The organism is Mesorhizobium sp. M0894 (genome assembly GCF_040319725.1).
Classification (GTDB): domain Bacteria; phylum Pseudomonadota; class Alphaproteobacteria; order Rhizobiales; family Rhizobiaceae; genus Mesorhizobium.
The window spans coordinates 403,486-419,312 of record NZ_JAMYOG010000004.1 but is presented as its reverse complement, the minus strand read 5'-3'; the positions used below and the strand labels follow the sequence as shown (position 1 = coordinate 419,312).

Here is a 15,827-nt window from a genome sequence, read left to right as displayed (position 1 = left end):
CAGTTACTTTCTAAGAATGTCTGTTGGTGTTCCGCGACAAAACAAGCCGAACGTTTTCAGTTGCATGGCCGCCCTGCGGCAAGACCTCAGCCTCGAGGAAGGACAGGGCTTTCGGGACGAAATCGGCGTAGTTCTGAACTACCCCGCCATGCCCGGCATCCGGATAGATAACCAGATGCGCCCCTGGGATACGCCCGGCGAGATCGTAGGTATTGCTGCTCGGCACCATCCTGTCCTGGTCGCCATTCGCAACCAAAGTGGGAATGCGGATAGCGCTCAGGTCTTGCGGCGCCTGGAGTCCGTAGGCCTTGATCGCCTTGAGTTGCGCGCCGAAGGCGCTCAGCGATACCGCCTTGTCCCGGTTGGACCGGCGCTCTTTCAGCCGTTGCAGAAATGCGTTTGCGGCGCGGCGCCCATTCGGCGTCGTTGTGAAGAAGAGATAGTATTTCGGATCCCGCAAAGTCAGCGCGCCCTTGATCATGTCCACGATCGTCAGCGGCGTCACCTTGTCGATGCCTTCGCCACCGGCCGGCCCCGTGCCAGCCAGGATGAGTTTGCGCACAAGGGCCTGACCAAATGTGTTGTGGTTGCTAGTCGCATATGCGCGAAATCCCCTGGCTCTGTTGTTCAGACCGGCAAGCGGAACTGCTTGCGCAGGCTCTTGTCGAACATCCCCGCGGGGGCAAAGCGGCGCAGCAGGCTGACCTGGCGCGCTGCCTTGCCAGCGGTGTAACGCCGTCGCGGACGGGCATCGGTCGCCGCCTTGACGACCACATTCGCCACCACTTCCGGCCGATCGGCTATCGGCATCACATCGCCCAGCAACGCCTTGAGCCCGGCTCGAGCCCGATCGTATTCCTTCAACAGCGAATCCGGCTCGATGCCGTTCTGGTCGAAGACGGTGCGGACGAATGCCGGCTCGATGACGGAAACGCGGACGTTGAAGGCGCGCACCTCGTGGTCGAGCGATTCCGAATAGCCTTCGAGCGCGTGCTTGACTGCCGAATAATGCGCTGAGTATGGCGCGGGTACCAATCCCAGAATGGAGCCGATATTGATGATGCGCCCTTGGCCGCGCCGCCGCATCGACGGCAATACTGCGTTGGTCATCCGCATGACGCCGAACAGATTGACGTCGAACAGGGCTTGTACCTGTGCGACCGAGGATTCCTCGGCACCCCCTAGCAGGCCGACACCGGCATTGTTGACCAGGAGATCGATCCGGCCGGTCTGCGCGAGCACGGTGGCAACGAGCGCAGTGACGGCCGCATCATCGGTCACGTCGCATGCCAGCATGGTCACCCCTTCCGGGCCATTACTGGTCTTGCGGCGACTTGTGCCAAAGACAGTGAACCCCGCCCGCGCCAAGGCCTCGGCGCTGGCGCGGCCGATGCCCGAGGAGGCTCCGGTCACGATTGCGGTTTTTTCAGAATTCCCATCCATTTTTAATGTTCCAGGTTCGAGAGGTCTAGCTTATTTCCACGAATTGAATTATGGTCGTAATATCAGATTATGAGCATAATGCAATAGCAGGACAGGAAAGAAGACATGCGCTACGAAAAGGGCCGAAAAGACGCGTCACGCAGCCGGATCATGGAGGTCGCCGCCGAACGTTTTCGATCTGACGGCATCGCGGCGTCCGGGCTGGCGACCATCATGAGCGACGCCGGGCTGACGAACGGGGCCTTCTATCCGCACTTTCAGTCCAAGGCGGAGCTCGTCCGTGAAAGCGTGGCGGCGGCCCTGGACGCGCAGTCGCAGCAAGTGCAGGAAGCGTTGGCCGTCGGCGGTCCGGAAATGGCCATAGAGGCATATCTATCGGCCGAGCACCGGGACAATCCTGGAAAGGGCTGCGCTTCGGCCGCGCTACTGCCGGAAATAGCGCGGCAGCCGCCTGAAACGCGGGCCCTCTATGCCGAACGCGCCCAATCCCTGGTGCGTCAGATAGCCGACTCTCTGCCGCCGACCAACGATCCAGAGGGCGTTGCGTTGGGTGTGTTTGCAACGCTCATCGGCGCGCTTCAACTGGCCCGCGCCCTGGAAGGGACGGAATTGTCGGATCGCATCCTTGCGGCGGGATCAGCTGCGGCAAAGGCGCTGATCCGGCCGGTTCAAGACGAGGTGGCCCCCTGAGGGCAGCCCGGACTATTCGGCCGGCTCGAATCTGCCTTGCACCAAGACAGTCTCCACCGGTCCAAGCGGATTGATGATCCGGCTCTCCAGGACTTCGATAAGTTTGCGTCCAACACTCGCCATATCCACGAAATGAACTCCGATCTTTGCCGGCAGGAAACGTGCCAGCCGCGTGCTGTCACGGGTGACGATGTGGACGTCGCGGCCCGGTGTAAGACCCCGCTTGCCGAGGGCGTGCAATGCTCCCAGAAGGCCCAGTTCGTTGGCGCACGCCAAGCCTGTCGGCGGATCTGACGACGCCAGCAAGCGATCGAACCAGCCTGCGCTCGATTCCATGGTGAACATGCCATGACCGATCAGCGATTGGTCGATCGGAATACCGGCCTCGGCCATTGCCCTTCCATACCCGGAAAGACGCATGGCACTCGCCTGGTCCTCCGGAACGAGAAGTTGCAGCGCAATGCGTCGACAGCCCTTATCCATGAGCCGCCGGGTCGCCTCGTAGGTAATCTGTTCATTGTCGACATCGACATAAGGATACGCGATATCCAGGTCGGTTCTTCCAAACGCGACGAATGGCATGCGTTTATCCAGCAGCAGCTTGACGCGCGGATCAGCCGACACCAGGCGTGTGATGATCAGGCCGTCTGCGCTGCGCGCCTGGAGCTGCCGCTCCACACTCTCGACGGGATCGTCGTCGGGAGTGGTGGAATAGATGGACAGACTATAACCGGCTTGCCGCGCCGCCAGCGTCATGCCTTCGATTAAAGGAAGCTTCAACAGATCGGACAGATGGTCTCGTGTCTCCATCGGGAGTACTGCCGTCAGCGTCTGCGTTCGACCGGTTTTGAGCGCGCGACCATGATGATTTGGTAAATAGCCGACCCGCTTAGCCGCCTCCTTGACGCGGGCTATGGTCGAGGGCTGCACTTCCGGCCCATCCTTCAGAGCGCGGGATACCGTGGTCACCGAGAGGGAAAGTTCCGCCGCGATCTGCTTTAGATTGGCCATTGTTCGCCCGACTTCGTTTGCGAAAGCGCCGGCTGATTTTGCTGACCGCCAACGTTACCGGATTCGACATCCCGGTCAATCCAAACTCCCGCAGGAAGCAGCTTGACTCCAGCGCATTCAGATACAATCGTAACGTTACGATTACAAAATAATGGCTCTTTTGAGCGACATTTGATAAAGTTGGGGAGGAGAACCTATGTCCTGGCTACGCATTTCCTTAACAGCGTTCGCAATCTCGGCTGCCTTGCCTGTCCATGCGCAAACAGTCACCATCACGACCGCAGGTGGCGATTATGGCAACGCCATGAAGGAGGCCATGTGGGGGCCTGCTGCAAAAGAGCTCGGCTATGATGTCCGCGAGGAGACCCTAAGCGACGGCCTAGCCGCCTTGAAGATGCAGGTCACATCGGGTGCGGTCACGACCGACGTCATTCACCTGGGCTCACCGGAAGGTGCCCAGGCGGCCGCACAATCGCTGCTTGAGCCGCTCGACTACAAGATCATCGATCCGAAATCCGTGCCGGAGGGTGCGAAGTCCGACTACTGCTATCCGTTCGACTCCTACGGCACCGTCATGTCGTGGAACACCAAGACCTATGGCCAGAACCCGCCGAAGACGTGGGCGGAATTCTGGGATGTTGCCAAATTTTCTGGCCGGCGCGCGTTGCGCGCCAATGCGCAAGACTCGATCGAGATCGCGCTTCTCTCCGATGGCGTGGCACCCGCGGACGTCTATTCCGTGCTCAGCACGCCGGAAGGGCTAGAGCGCGCCATCAACCGGCTTGAAGCGATCAAACCAAATGTCGCCGTGTGGTGGACCTCGGGAGCTCAGTCCGCGCAGTTGCTGAAAGATGGTGAGGCGGATTTGGTCATTACCTGGAACGGACGGGCTCAAACCGTGAAAGCAGATGGCGGCGCGGCTGACTACACGTTCAAGGGTTCGGTCATCGGCACGGACTGCCTTGGGGTGCCGAAGGGAGCGCCGAACAAGGAAGCCGCGATGAAGCTCATCGCAGCGATGACGCAGCCTGCGCGAGTTGCGAAGCTGACCGATTTCATTGCCTACGGCCCAGTCAATCCTGCGGCATATGAGGGTGGCCTTATTCCCGAGGACCGTCTGAAGACCCTTGCGACCGCGCCTGAAAATGCTGGCACGTCGGTGTTTTCGAATTCAGAATGGTGGGTCAAGAATGGCGAGGCTGCCCAAAGAGCCTTCGATGAAATGATGGCCCGCTGACTCTCAGCTCTAATGCATATCGCGCAAAAGTGTGCAGCGGTTTTGCGACAACAACATGCATGAAAACAAGAACCTAAAGCGTGTCGCGTGAGGCCGGTCGAAGGCGACGCGCCTTAAGGCTGGAGCACATGATGAAGTCGCTCGCGATCACCATCGAAAGCGTGCACAAGGCTTATGGATCCTACGTCGCACTGGATGATGTTTCGCTCGACATTCAGGCTGGCGAATTCCTCACGCTGCTAGGGCCATCGGGATCGGGCAAGACCACGTTACTCATGGCTCTGGCCGGTTTTGTCCGGCCGGATTCCGGTAAACTTCTCTTGGGCGATCGAGACATCACCCGCCTGCCGCCCAACAAACGAGACATTGGCATAGTATTCCAGAATTACGCCCTGTTTCCCCACATGAATGTCCTGGCGAACGTCGCGTATCCGCTGGTGCTGCGCAAGATACCGAGAGCGGAGGCGCGTCAGCGGGCGCTTGATACCTTGGCCCGCGTGAAGCTGGATGGCCTGGCGGAGCGCAATGTTGCCGCACTATCCGGCGGCCAACGTCAACGGGTGGCATTGGCGCGGGCTATCGTCTTCGAACCGCGCGTGATGTTGATGGACGAGCCGCTGTCGGCGCTCGACAAGAATCTGCGCGAGACCATGCAGTATGAGATCCGGCGCCTGCATGATCATCTAAGGATCACCACAATCTATGTGACCCATGACCAGCGCGAAGCGCTGATTATGTCTGACCGGATTGCGGTGATGAACTCTGGCCGCATCCAGCAGATAGATACGCCGCAGCGAATTTATGATCGTCCATCGACCCGCTTCGTCGCGGAGTTCATGGGCGAGGCTAACATTGTGGCGCCAGGCTCAGCACGCAGAATCGACGGCGCCGAACCATCACGCGAAACTCTGATGATCCGCGCCGAAAGCTTCCATCTTGATGCGAAGCTCGTCGGGGGAAACGGAGTGGCTCTCGAAGGAATACTGCGCGCCAAAGCGTTCCGCGGCGAAAACTGGCTTTTGACGCTGGCGCTTGACGGTGGGCAAGAGGTTCTTGTCTGCATTCCGGCAGCGCTGGCCGGCGGCTGCGCCGAGCTTGCCGCCGGTCAGCGGATGACCGCATATGCACCAGCAGCGAAGGTTCACGCCATACCGGGAGCGACGGCGTGACCGTCGTCCGGGATCCGGCGCTCGCTGCGGATGCACGGCGCGAGCGGCGGTTTTTTCTTTCACTTTCGCTCCCGGCGCTGTTCATCGTTGGGCTGGCGGCGATACTGCCCATCCTTTGGATCATCCGGCAGTCCTTCCTGACCACCGCGGGTGAGTACACCGTGGGCAATTACCAGAAGGTCCTTTCAAGCGGACTGACATGGTCGGCGCTCGTCACGACCCTCGAACTGTCCCTGGGTACGCTGGCGGCCTGCATTCTTCTCGGCACCCCCCTGGCGCTGGCTCTGGCCAGCGTCAGACCAAGGGTGGCCAACGTGCTGATGGCGTTCGTCATGCTGCCGCTGTGGACCTCCATTCTGGTGCGTACCTACGGTTGGCTCGTGCTCTTGCGGCGCGATGGCCTGATCAACGCGGCTTTGACCGGTTCAGGCCTGACGGCGGAGCCATTGCAGCTGGTCTACAACTTCACCGGAACGCTCATCGGCATGGTGCACTACATGCTGCCGCTCTTTCTGCTGCCGGTTTATGCTGCGATGCGCGATATCGACCCAAATCTCATTCGCGCGGCGGCGAGCATGGGAGCCACTCTCAGGCAGGTCATCCGCACGGTCATTTTGCCGCTATCGGCGGGCGGCATCTTCTCGGGTTCGATCATCGTCCTCATCTACGCCATAGGTTTTTTCATCACGCCGGCGGTGCTTGGCGGCGGCAAGGTAAATCCTCTCTCTACCCGGATCGAGCGTACACTATCGACCTTTCAGGACTGGGGGTCGGCGAGCGTCCTGGGCATTCTGCTCCTCGTTCTTATGGCGCTGATCGGTGTGATGTTGCTGGCGGCACGCCGCCTGGTGGCCCAGAACACAGTGGAAGCCCCCCATGCTTGAAGCCTATCCGCAAAACAGGCTCGCCCGCATTTTGCTCTGGAGCTTTGCCGCTCTTGTCATGGCATTTCTGATGCTGCCAACGCTCGTGGTGGTGCCGCTTTCCTTTTCGGCGTCGAATCTCCTCGAGTTTCCGCCGCACGCCTACTCGTTGCGTTGGTATGAGAACTTCTTCGGCTCGGCAACGTGGATGGCTGCGCTCAGAACGAGTTTGATCCTTGGGACATTGACGGCGTTGATCGCGGTGCCGTTTGCGCTGCTCGCCTGCATTTCAATGAATCGGCTGGGCGGAAAAACCGCTGCGATCATCCAGAGCGTCCTGCTAACCCCCTCGATCACCCCGGGTATCCTGCTTGCGATCGGTCTCTTCTTTGTCTTGGCTGCACAACATCTGATCGGAACGCTATTCGGTGTGCTGGTCGGACATGTGGTGCTGGCCGTTCCGGTCGCCTGCATTGTGTTGCTGCCGGCTCTCGCCCGCTTTGACTGGAACCAGGTCCAGGCGGCGCGCAGCCTCGGTGCAAACTGGGCCAGAGCCATTGGCGGAATAATCGTTCCGCAACTTCGGATCAGCTTGCTGTCGGCGACATTGATGGCGTTCCTGACTTCGCTCGACGAGTCTGTGATTTCGATCTTCATCGCAAGCGGTCGCAACAGCACGATGCCGAAGCTTATGTTCCTGTCGCTGCGCGATCAGATCGATCCGACCATTGCGGCGATCTCGACATTGTGGACCGTCATCGTCGTGGCCGTGGTCCTGATTGTGACCCTTCGCCAAAAATCCTGACCGAGACTGGAAACATGCCCACCAATCACCATGCAGCCGACGATCTGACGGATCATTCGACGGACATCCCTCAGGTAGGGTTGACCATCATCACCGGGTCGGCAAACTGGGGGCTTGCCTTCCCGGAAGATGTCGAATTCGATGGTGTGCGCACGTTGCGGCGCGACATGAGTTTTGAAACGCCTTTCGGTCGTACCGACAACTGGAAGCTGCTCGAGTTCGATGCGTCCATCACAGCCGAAGGGAGAGCAAAACGTGCGTTGTGCATGTATTCGCACGGCAATCCCCGCGACCGTATCGACCATTCCTGCCATCGCCGCGCGTTCTGGGTATTGATGCGGGCGGGTGTACGGCAAGTTCTCGCCTGCTCGACTGTAGGCGCCGTCAACAAGGCGATCCAGCCGGGCGACATGGTGGTGACCGCCGACATCATTGAACTGACGCAGACCCCGTTTTCACTACTTCCTGACCGCCAGAGCTTTGACTGTTCGGGCAAGCAAATCGTGTGTCCAAGATGTGCGGCGGTTCTGGTCGAAACGGCCCGCCGTCATTGGCCAGCCGAATGCCGCGTTTACGGCATCGAACAGCAGTTGGTGGCTGCCCATTGTTATGGGCCCCGACTGACAACGCCAGCCGAAGCCTTGGCGTATCGGGGCATGGGTGCGGATGTCCTCAACCATTCCATCGCCCCTGAGGCGACCTTGTCGCGCGAGATCGGCGCGTGTTTCGTGCCTTGCGCATTCGTGACGGCGGGCTTCAACGACTATATGGATCGCAATCGCCAGAAATTGCTGCAGGAGGACGTGCTGCCCAGTCTCTCCATGACAGCCTCGCGGGTCGCGCTGGAGACCGCCGCGCGACTTCCCGCTGATCCGGAATGCTCCTGTCACGGCTTGAAGTCGCCTCAGCCGAAAGAACGCTCCAGCCGGTTCTGAGACGACCTTGGTGCGCCGGATAGCTGAGGCTCTGCCGCAGACCAAGGATTCCGAGGGCGCTGCATTGGGGCGTGTTTGCAACGCTCGAGTCGTACGCTTCGGCAGGGGCACTCCAGCCCTAAGGCAGCCTGAACCGGTATTCCGTCACGTGATGGTAGATCTGGCCCGGCCACAGCGTGGCTTGCGGGAAATACGGCCGGTTGGGCGCATCCGGCCAGATTTGCGGTTCCAGGCAGAAGCCTGAAAAAGGCTTGTACTGGCGGCCGCCCAAACCAGGCGAAGACGGCGCCAGATACTGGCCGGTATAGAGCTGGACGCCCGGCTCGGTGGTCCAGAGCTCCATCTCGACGCCGGAATTCGCGCCTTGCGCCCATGATGCCTGCTTCAACGGCCCGCGCGTCGAGGCGAGGCAGAAATTCTGGTCGTAGGGGAGCTGTTCGCCCTCGGTCTCCATGCGTAGCGGCCGGGCCTGGCGAAAGTCGAAAGGTGTGCCGTCGACCGGCTTGACCGTGCCTGTCGGAATCAAATCGGCGTCGACAGGAAGATAAGCGCCGGCATTCAGCATCAGCCGGTGGTCGAGAATGTCGCCGGCGCCGCCGTCATCCAGGTTGAAATAGGAATGCTGGGTGAGGTTGCAGAGCGTCGGCTCCTCGCAGGTGGCGGTCAGTTCGATGCTGAGCGTACCCGGGATCTTCAGCCGGTAGGTGCAGGTCACGTCGAGCGCGCCGGGAAAGCCCATCGTGCCGTCCGGGTCATGCAGGGTCAGCGTGACAAAATCCCTGCCATGCAGCGAAACCGCCCAGGCTCGTCGCGAAAAACCTTGCGAACCGCCATGCAGCGTATGCTTTTCGAGGAAATTGCGCTCGGTCTGGTAGCGTTTGCCGGCAAGCGTGAAGCGGCCGTCGCGGATACGGTTGGCGTAGCGCCCGACGACAGTGCCGAAGAAGGCCTTATCCGTCTCATAGTACTGGAAACGATCATACCCGAGCACCAATGGCGCCTCGTGCCCGGCCAGGTGCAGATCCTGGATGATCGCGCCCAGGCCGATAATGTTGGCGGTAAGGCCGCCGCCACAGATGGTGAAACGGCGGACTTCCTCGCCCGCCTGCGTCGTGCCGAAAACCTCGCCGTCCTTCATCGCCATGCTCGCAAGTTCGTTGCTCGATCGACGCCAGCCTGGCCTTTCCGAAGCGGCCCAGGATCGTTTTCGGTATTACCGTATGAGGCTTCTAGAGACCAAGTCCGCCGATGCAGACATATTTGGTGTCGAGATAATCCTCGATGCCCTGATGGCCGCCTTCCTTGCCGAGGCCCGATTCCTTGACGCCGCCGAACGGCGCCTCAGGCGTGGTGATGAGCCCTTCATTGACCCCGACCATGCCGTATTTCAACCCTTCCATGACCCGGAAGGCGCGGCCGAGATCGCCGGTGTAGAAATAGGCGGCCAGCCCGAACTCGGTATCGTTGGCGAGTCCTACGGCCTCTTCCTCGGTCTCGAACTTGAACACCGGCGCCACCGGGCCAAAGATTTCTTCCTTCATGAAGCGCATCTTCGGCGTGGCATTGGCGATCACCGTCGGCTGGAAGAACGAGCCGCCGAGCGCGTGGCGCTTGCCGCCGGCGACGATCTTGCCGCCTTTGGCAGTAGCGTCGGCAATCAGCTCCTCGACCTTCTCCACCGCCTTCTCATCGATCAGCGGTCCCTGCTGGACACCGTCTTCGAGGCCGGAACCGACCTTCAGCCCGTTGCTCGCAGTAGCCAGCTTTTCGACGAACCGGTCATAGATGCCGGCCTGCACCAGGAAGCGGTTGGTGCAGACGCAGGTCTGGCCGGAATTGCGGTATTTGGCGGTGATGGCGCCAGCGACGGCCCGATCGAGATCGGCGTCGTCGAAAACGATGAACGGCGCATTGCCGCCGAGTTCCATCGACACTTTCTTGACGGTCACCGACGACTTCTGGATCAGGATCTTGCCGACCTCGGTCGAGCCGGTGAAGGTGATCTTCTTGACCAGCGGATTGGCGCAGATCTCGTCGCCGATCTCGCCGGCGGCGCCGGTCAGGATGTTGATCACACCTTTGGGGAAGCCGACTTCCTCGGCAAGTGCGCCCCAGGCAAGCCCCGAATAAGGCGTCTGCGACGCCGGCTTGACCACGGCGGTACAGCCGGCGGCAAGCGCCGGACCAAGCTTGCGGGCCAGCATCGAGGATGGAAAATTCCATGGCGTGATGGCGGCGATGACGCCGACCGGCTCCTTGGTCACCAGAATGCGGCGGTCCGCCCAGGGTGACGGAACGACGTCGCCATAGGTGCGGCGGCCCTCTTCAGCGAACCACAATATGTAGGACGCGGCCGAGCCGATCTCGCCCTTCGATTCGAACAGCGACTTGCCCTGCTCGATGGTCAGCAGTTCGGCCAGCACGTCCTGATTGTCCATCATCGCGTCATGCAGCTTGCGCAGCAGCTTCGAGCGTTCGAGCGCGGTGGTCTTGCGCCATGTCTTGAAGGCAGCGTCGGCGGCTTCGATGGCGCGGCGGGTCTCGGCCTTGCCCGATTTTGGCACGGTGCCGATCTTGAGGCCGGTGGCAGGATTGTTGACGTCGACCGTCTGGCCTGAATCGGCCTGCACCCATTCGCCATTGATGAGATTGGCCTGCCGCATGAAATGGCTGGTTTTCTGAAGCATGATCTCGCCTCCGTTCGGCACCTGGCGGGCCGGTCGCTGATTTCGTGAATGGACGTGCGCGATAGCATCGCTAGAGCCACTGCTCTTAGCCCAGGGCAAGCCCCGCAAGCAATCACAAGATGGCATATAGGGTTTAGGCCAGCCAAAGCGAGAGCGATCCCGCCGGGCTCTTATCCAAAAATATGGACGACCACTGTCAGCCAAAACGCAGTAGTCACGACCGCACTGGCGGTGGCGATGGTCATCTGGTTCGATGCCAGCGCCTGGCCGGTGTTGAACTGCACGGCAATGAGATAGGAATTGATGCCGGACGGCAACGCCGCAACCATGACCGCCACTTTGGCGGTCAATGGCGGCAGGCCGATCAGCCAAACCAGGCAAAGAACCAGTGCCGGCATCAGGAACAGTTTCAGCGCCGACAGTGCCAACGCCGGTCTTACATTGCCGGAGATGCCGAAACGGCGCAGGCTGAGCCCCATGGCAAACAGCGCCACCGGGGCGGCCGTGCCGGCCAGCGCGTCGCTCAACCGCGTCGCAAGCACCGGCAGGGGCGCACCGGTGAAGCGCCACGCGAGCCCGGCCAGTATGCCGATGATCAGCGGGTTGATGAATACCCTCCTGAGAAAGCTCGTGATGACGCGGAGCGGATGCACAGGCTCGCTGCCGCCGCGGCCGAACATTTCGAACAGGATGATCGAGGCCATCATCATCACCGGCAGGTGAATGGAAACCAGCAGCGACAGCACTTCGAACCCGGCCGGGCCGAACACGCCGATGATGAAGGGAGCACCGAGCAGGACGACATTGGAATAGGACGACGACACGCCGCCGACGATGCCGGCGCGTGCGTCTCGTCCGAAGATGCGCGTAATGACCAGATGGCCGGCAGCCCAGGTAAGCGCCACCGCTGCGAAATAGGCGCCCCACAGCGACCACGGCGCCACGCCGTGGAAATCCGCCTTTATCATGGTCTGGAACAGCAAAAGCGGCATTGCCACGTTGATGGCGAATTCGGATACGCCCTCGCCGCTCGCCGGCTTCAAATAGCCGGTCAACCCGGCAAGATAGCCGAGCCCGACGAGACTGAAGACGAAGAGGACGGTTTCGGTAAGCGGAGACATTTTTGCCGTGATAGGCGAGCCCTGATCGCGGCGCAATCGCCCTTCCCTCGCGAATGTACCAGCCAACAATCCGGCCGCTCGGATCTTGCCCGAATTTGCTCATGGTTGGATGGCAGCGCTATACAGGGTTGTCGGGGGACACGCGGCGAATGGGCCTTGTCGGAAATCAGCACTTCTTCAAGCAGGCGTGGCTGACGGCTTTCGTCGCCGCCCTGCTCTGTCTCGTGGTGACCTCGACTCATGCCGCGGAGCCAGCAAGCCTCAAGGGCGTGGCGCTGATCGTCGGCCAGTCGAAATACCGGCACATAACGGCTCTTCCCAACCCCGCCAACGACGCCCGCGACATCGCCAAGATGCTGACCGATCTCGGCTTCGACGCGCGCAGCGTCACCGATCGCGACGCGGCAAAGCTGAAGCGTGACCTCGAGCGTTTCGCCGAGGATGCCGACGACGCCGACGTCGCCTTGATCTACTATTCCGGCCACGGCATCGAGGCGGGCGGCGAAAACTATCTGGTGCCGGTCGACGCCGACGTTTCTTCATTGAAGGACGCCGATCAGGCCCTGGTGCCGATCTCCGCCGTCATGGACGAATTGAAGAAGACCGTGCCGGTAACGATCATGCTGCTCGATGCCTGCCGCACCAACCCGTTTCCGGCGGACGCGGTGCTGCGCCGGGCGCCCACGGCCTCGGCCTCGCCGATCGGCGCCGGCGGACTGGAGCCGGTGCGCGGCGCCAAGGCACTGGCGGACGCGACCGCGACGGAAAATCTGGGAACGGTGATCGGCTTTGCCGCCGAGCCGGGGCGGCCGGCACTCGACGGTATCGTCGGCGAAAACAGCCCCTATGCAGCGGCACTTCTGCGCCATCTCGCGGCGATGAAGGGCACGGAGTTCGGCTCGGTCATGCGCATGGTGACCGAGGAGGTCTATCTCGACACCAAGGCAAAGCAGCGGCCATGGGTCAATGAAAGCCTGCGCCGGCTGCTCTATTTCGGCGTAGCACCGCAGGAACCGACCGGCGACGACGGGCTGATCACCGGCGAGCGGCGGCAATTGCTGCTGACGATTGCCGAGTTGCCGGACCCCAAGCGGGCACAGGTGGAACTGGCCTCGCTGCAGGACGGCGTGCCGCTCGACGCGCTTTATGGCGTGCTGAAGGCGCTCGGCACCGAAAAGATGCCGGAAGACCCCACCGACCTGCAAAAGCTGCTCGACGCCCAGGCCGAGCGCCTGAAGAAGATGATTTCCGAGCGCGACGCGCTGCGCACCGACGACCCCGAGATAAGCCGCCTCGTCGCCTCGGCCGACAAGGCCATAGGCCAGGGCGCCATCGTCACCGCGCGCAACTTCCTCGACCAAGCGGTGGGCCGGGTCGAGCAGGCCAGCGGCGCCGTCGACCAGGCGGAGGAATTGGTCAGGCAGAAGCGTCTTGCCGACGCGGCGATCTATACCAGGCGCGCCGACGCTTCGGCGCTGGTCTTCGACTATCTGTCGGCCGCCAACGATTACGGCAAGGCCTTCTCGCTGGTCGAGAAATGGGACGACAGACTGCGCTGGAACTACAAGAACCAGGAGGCGGAAGCGCTGAATGCCCATGGCAATGCCACCGGCGACAGGCAAGCGCTGCAGCGCGCCATCGACGCCTACCGCGTCATCCTGAATTTCATCCCCAATGGCGAGCAGAACCGCGACTGGGCGATCACCCGCAACAACATGGCGGTGGTGCTGCAGACGATCGGCGAGCGCGAGCGCGAAACCGACCGGCTGGAAGAGGCAGCGAAGATCTTTCGCGATTCGCTTGTCGTGTTCGAGCGCGAGAAGGACGACCTCAACTGGGCCGCCGCCCAGAACAACCTGGCCAATGTGCTGCTGAAGATCGGCGAGCGCGAGAGCGACCCGAAACGCCTGAACGAGGCGGTGGTGGCGATGCGCGCCACGCTGGAGAAGCGTCCGCGCGACAAAGTCCCGCTGGACTGGGCCGCCTCGCAAAACAATCTCGGCCTTGCGCTTTATGCGCTTTCGGAACGGGAACCGAATGGCGAGCGCCTGACCGAGGCCGAGACCGCCTACCGGCTGGCGCTTGAAGAGTACACGCGCGAAAAAGCACCCGTTCAGTGGGCGATGCTTCAGAACAATCTGGGCAACACGCTGGTGTCTCTCGGCACGCAACGCAACGACAAGGCGAAAATCGACGAAGCGGCCGACGCCTTTCGCGCTGCGCTCAAGATCCGCACCCGCGCCACCTTTCCGGTCTCCTGGGCGACCAGCCGCCTTAATCTCGGCAACGCGCTGAGCAGTGCTGCCCGTTTCGATCTCGGCACCGGCCTGCTCGAAGAGGCGGCTGCCGCCTACGGCGATGCGCTGACCATCTTCACCCGCCAGCGCTTTCCGATGGATTGGGCTTCCGCTGAGAACAATCTCGGCTCGATCTACCAGACGCTCGGCCAGCGCACCCGCAATGCTGCCAGGCTTGAGCAATCGGCCGCCGCATACCGGGCGGCACGGCGCGTCTATACCAAGAAGGGCTTTCCGCTCGACTGGGCGATGACCCACTACAATCTCGGCAACACGCTGCAACTGCTCGGCGGCGTGACCGACAATCCGATGCATTACGAAGACGCGATCGAGGCCTATCGCGATGCGCTGCGCGAATACAAGCGCGAGACGACGCCGCGGCAATGGGCGCTGGCGCAGGCAGGCCTCGGCTCGGCGCTGCAATGGCTGAGCATGAGCGAGGCCGATCCCGGCAAACTGGCCGCTTCTATCGCCGCGCGCCGGGCGGCGCTGGAGGTGCTGACCTTCGAGACCTCGCCCGTCGATTGGGCAAACGCGCAGAACGGCATCGGCATGAGCCTGATCAATCTCGGCAATCTCGAACGCACCGGCAAGTATCTGGACGAAGCCGAAGCCGCGTTCGAGGCAACGCTCAAGGTCTTCACCCGCGAAAGCCAGCCGATGCAATGGGCCTTCGAGCAGAACAATCTCGGCGACGTCCACTGGAACCGCGGCAGCTATGGCGGCGGCAATGCCGAATACCAAAAGGCGATCGAATTCTTCGAGAACGCCAAGCAGGGCTTTACCGAAGCCGGCTATACAATCCCCATCCCGCTGACCGACCGCAAGATCGATCTGGTGAAGAAGCAGATAGCGAAGGGATAGCCGTTTCGGCCGCAGGTTGCACTCGGCTTGTCTTTCAGCCGGCTTTGCCGTCCCTATATGCCGGTCACCGGGGACCTGCCTGCCGGTCACCCGAAAAGGATGTCTGATGCTTCGATTTGTGCTGGCGCTGCTGTTGCTTGCCGTTTCCGCCACAGCCCATGCGACGGAAGCCGGCTGGGCGCTGCTGCGCGACGGCGGGCATGTGGTGCTGCTGCGCCATGCCATGGTCACCGGCACCACCGATGCGGCCAATTTCGACCTCGGCAAATGTGCCACCCAGGTCAATCTCTCGGAGCGCGGCAAGCAGCAGGCACGCAAGATCGGCGCGCTGTTTGGCGCCCGCGCGGCACCGGTCGAGCGCGTGCTGTCCAGCCGCTATTGCCGCTGCCTCGAGACCGCCCGCATCGCTTTCGAAAGCGAGCCGGAGCCGTTCGAACCGCTTGACCTGCTGAAGACCGGCGAGAAGGAGAAGGCCACCCAGATCGCCGCGATCCTGGCCGAGATCCGCGGCTATTCCGGGTCAGACAATCTGGTCATGGTCACACATCTCGAAAACATCAAGGAATTGACCGGCATCTCGCCGCGCGAAGGCGAAGCCGTGGTCGTCGAGCCGCAAGGCGACGGCCTGCGCGTGCTCGGCCGCGTCACCTTCTGACCGGGCCGGTCGCTCCTCGCGTCGAGCGAGATAGGTGTTGCCGAAATGCC

13 protein-coding genes and 1 pseudogene are annotated in these 15,827 nt (G+C 61.7%); 8 read left to right on the top strand and 6 right to left on the bottom strand.

Going from position 1 to position 15,827, the window contains the following annotated elements; genetic code table 11:
* Nucleotides 1–88 precede the first annotated feature (88 nt).
* Nucleotides 89–565, bottom strand: a pseudogene (locus tag NKH91_RS11175) (alpha/beta fold hydrolase); the annotation flags it as partial.
* 62 nt (nucleotides 566–627) lie between these two features.
* The gene (locus NKH91_RS11170; protein ID WP_352791370.1) at nucleotides 628–1,443 is read right to left on the bottom strand and encodes an oxidoreductase; all 816 of its coding nucleotides are present in this window, start codon (nucleotides 1,441–1,443) and stop codon (nucleotides 628–630) included.
* 105 nt (nucleotides 1,444–1,548) lie between these two features.
* Between NKH91_RS11170 and NKH91_RS11165 the strand changes: the two genes are divergently transcribed.
* Complete coding sequence (locus NKH91_RS11165) at nucleotides 1,549–2,133, top strand: TetR/AcrR family transcriptional regulator (protein ID WP_352844317.1); 585 nt, start codon at nucleotides 1,549–1,551, stop codon at nucleotides 2,131–2,133.
* 12 nt (nucleotides 2,134–2,145) lie between these two features.
* Here NKH91_RS11165 and NKH91_RS11160 read toward each other — a convergent pair whose 3' ends face one another.
* Nucleotides 2,146–3,144 carry a LacI family DNA-binding transcriptional regulator gene (locus NKH91_RS11160; RefSeq protein ID WP_352844318.1) on the bottom strand — a complete coding sequence of 333 codons (999 nt, stop codon included), beginning with the start codon at nucleotides 3,142–3,144 and terminating at the stop codon, nucleotides 2,146–2,148.
* Between the two features lie 196 nt (nucleotides 3,145–3,340).
* On the opposite strand from NKH91_RS11160, the gene NKH91_RS11155 reads away from it, so the two are divergent.
* From NKH91_RS11155 to NKH91_RS11135, 5 genes are all read left to right on the top strand, one after another.
* Nucleotides 3,341–4,381: an ABC transporter substrate-binding protein gene (locus NKH91_RS11155; RefSeq protein WP_023719990.1), complete on the top strand. Its 1,041-nt coding sequence runs from the start codon at nucleotides 3,341–3,343 to the stop codon at nucleotides 4,379–4,381.
* A gap of 131 nt (nucleotides 4,382–4,512) precedes the next feature.
* On the top strand, nucleotides 4,513–5,550 hold the full coding sequence (locus NKH91_RS11150) for an ABC transporter ATP-binding protein (protein ID WP_023719989.1): 1,038 nt from the start codon (nucleotides 4,513–4,515) through the stop codon (nucleotides 5,548–5,550).
* On the top strand, nucleotides 5,547–6,434 hold the full coding sequence (locus NKH91_RS11145; protein ID WP_352844320.1) for an ABC transporter permease: 888 nt from the start codon (nucleotides 5,547–5,549) through the stop codon (nucleotides 6,432–6,434). The genes NKH91_RS11150 and NKH91_RS11145 overlap by 4 nt, the downstream gene beginning before the upstream one ends.
* Nucleotides 6,427–7,218, top strand: a complete 792-nt coding sequence (locus NKH91_RS11140; protein ID WP_023719987.1) for an ABC transporter permease — start codon at nucleotides 6,427–6,429, stop codon at nucleotides 7,216–7,218. Before NKH91_RS11145 ends, NKH91_RS11140 begins: the two co-directional genes overlap by 8 nt.
* Nucleotides 7,219–7,232: 14 nt before the next feature.
* Nucleotides 7,233–8,153 carry a phosphorylase family protein gene (locus NKH91_RS11135; protein ID WP_352844322.1) on the top strand — a complete coding sequence of 307 codons (921 nt, stop codon included), beginning with the start codon at nucleotides 7,233–7,235 and terminating at the stop codon, nucleotides 8,151–8,153.
* A gap of 118 nt (nucleotides 8,154–8,271) precedes the next feature.
* Here NKH91_RS11135 and NKH91_RS11130 read toward each other — a convergent pair whose 3' ends face one another.
* The 3 genes from NKH91_RS11130 to NKH91_RS11120 all read right to left on the bottom strand — a co-directional run bounded on the left by NKH91_RS11130 (nucleotide 8,272) and on the right by NKH91_RS11120 (nucleotide 11,961).
* Complete coding sequence (locus NKH91_RS11130) at nucleotides 8,272–9,297, bottom strand: aldose epimerase family protein (RefSeq protein WP_352844324.1); 1,026 nt, start codon at nucleotides 9,295–9,297, stop codon at nucleotides 8,272–8,274.
* Between the two features lie 85 nt (nucleotides 9,298–9,382).
* Nucleotides 9,383–10,840, bottom strand: a complete 1,458-nt coding sequence (locus tag NKH91_RS11125) for an NAD-dependent succinate-semialdehyde dehydrogenase (RefSeq protein ID WP_352844326.1) — start codon at nucleotides 10,838–10,840, stop codon at nucleotides 9,383–9,385.
* A 170-nt stretch (nucleotides 10,841–11,010) separates the two neighbouring features.
* Nucleotides 11,011–11,961 carry an AEC family transporter gene (locus NKH91_RS11120; protein ID WP_352844834.1) on the bottom strand — a complete coding sequence of 317 codons (951 nt, stop codon included), beginning with the start codon at nucleotides 11,959–11,961 and terminating at the stop codon, nucleotides 11,011–11,013.
* 149 nt (nucleotides 11,962–12,110) lie between these two features.
* On the opposite strand from NKH91_RS11120, the gene NKH91_RS11115 reads away from it, so the two are divergent.
* Together NKH91_RS11115 and NKH91_RS11110 are read left to right on the top strand one after the other, a co-directional pair.
* Nucleotides 12,111–15,122 carry a caspase family protein gene (locus tag NKH91_RS11115; RefSeq protein WP_352844328.1) on the top strand — a complete coding sequence of 1,004 codons (3,012 nt, stop codon included), beginning with the start codon at nucleotides 12,111–12,113 and terminating at the stop codon, nucleotides 15,120–15,122.
* A gap of 106 nt (nucleotides 15,123–15,228) precedes the next feature.
* The gene (locus NKH91_RS11110) at nucleotides 15,229–15,777 is read left to right on the top strand and encodes a histidine phosphatase family protein (RefSeq protein WP_352640459.1); all 549 of its coding nucleotides are present in this window, start codon (nucleotides 15,229–15,231) and stop codon (nucleotides 15,775–15,777) included.
* Nucleotides 15,778–15,827 lie beyond the last annotated feature (50 nt).

Bases quoted from the DNA above. Each gene is read 5' to 3' on its own strand.
- NKH91_RS11170 (WP_352791370.1), bottom strand. From the start codon at position 1,443: ATGGATGGGAATTCTGAAAAAACCGCAATCGTGACCGGAGCCTCCTCG.
- NKH91_RS11165 (WP_352844317.1), top strand. From the start codon at position 1,549: ATGCGCTACGAAAAGGGCCGAAAAGACGCGTCACGCAGCCGGATCATG.
- NKH91_RS11160 (WP_352844318.1), bottom strand. From the start codon at position 3,144: ATGGCCAATCTAAAGCAGATCGCGGCGGAACTTTCCCTCTCGGTGACC.
- NKH91_RS11155 (WP_023719990.1), top strand. From the start codon at position 3,341: ATGTCCTGGCTACGCATTTCCTTAACAGCGTTCGCAATCTCGGCTGCC.
- NKH91_RS11150 (WP_023719989.1), top strand. From the start codon at position 4,513: ATGAAGTCGCTCGCGATCACCATCGAAAGCGTGCACAAGGCTTATGGA.
- NKH91_RS11140 (WP_023719987.1), top strand. From the start codon at position 6,427: ATGCTTGAAGCCTATCCGCAAAACAGGCTCGCCCGCATTTTGCTCTGG.
- NKH91_RS11135 (WP_352844322.1), top strand. From the start codon at position 7,233: ATGCCCACCAATCACCATGCAGCCGACGATCTGACGGATCATTCGACG.
- NKH91_RS11130 (WP_352844324.1), bottom strand. From the start codon at position 9,297: ATGGCGATGAAGGACGGCGAGGTTTTCGGCACGACGCAGGCGGGCGAG.
- NKH91_RS11125 (WP_352844326.1), bottom strand. From the start codon at position 10,840: ATGCTTCAGAAAACCAGCCATTTCATGCGGCAGGCCAATCTCATCAAT.
- NKH91_RS11120 (WP_352844834.1), bottom strand. From the start codon at position 11,961: ATGTCTCCGCTTACCGAAACCGTCCTCTTCGTCTTCAGTCTCGTCGGG.
- NKH91_RS11115 (WP_352844328.1), top strand. From the start codon at position 12,111: ATGGGCCTTGTCGGAAATCAGCACTTCTTCAAGCAGGCGTGGCTGACG.
- NKH91_RS11110 (WP_352640459.1), top strand. From the start codon at position 15,229: ATGCTTCGATTTGTGCTGGCGCTGCTGTTGCTTGCCGTTTCCGCCACA.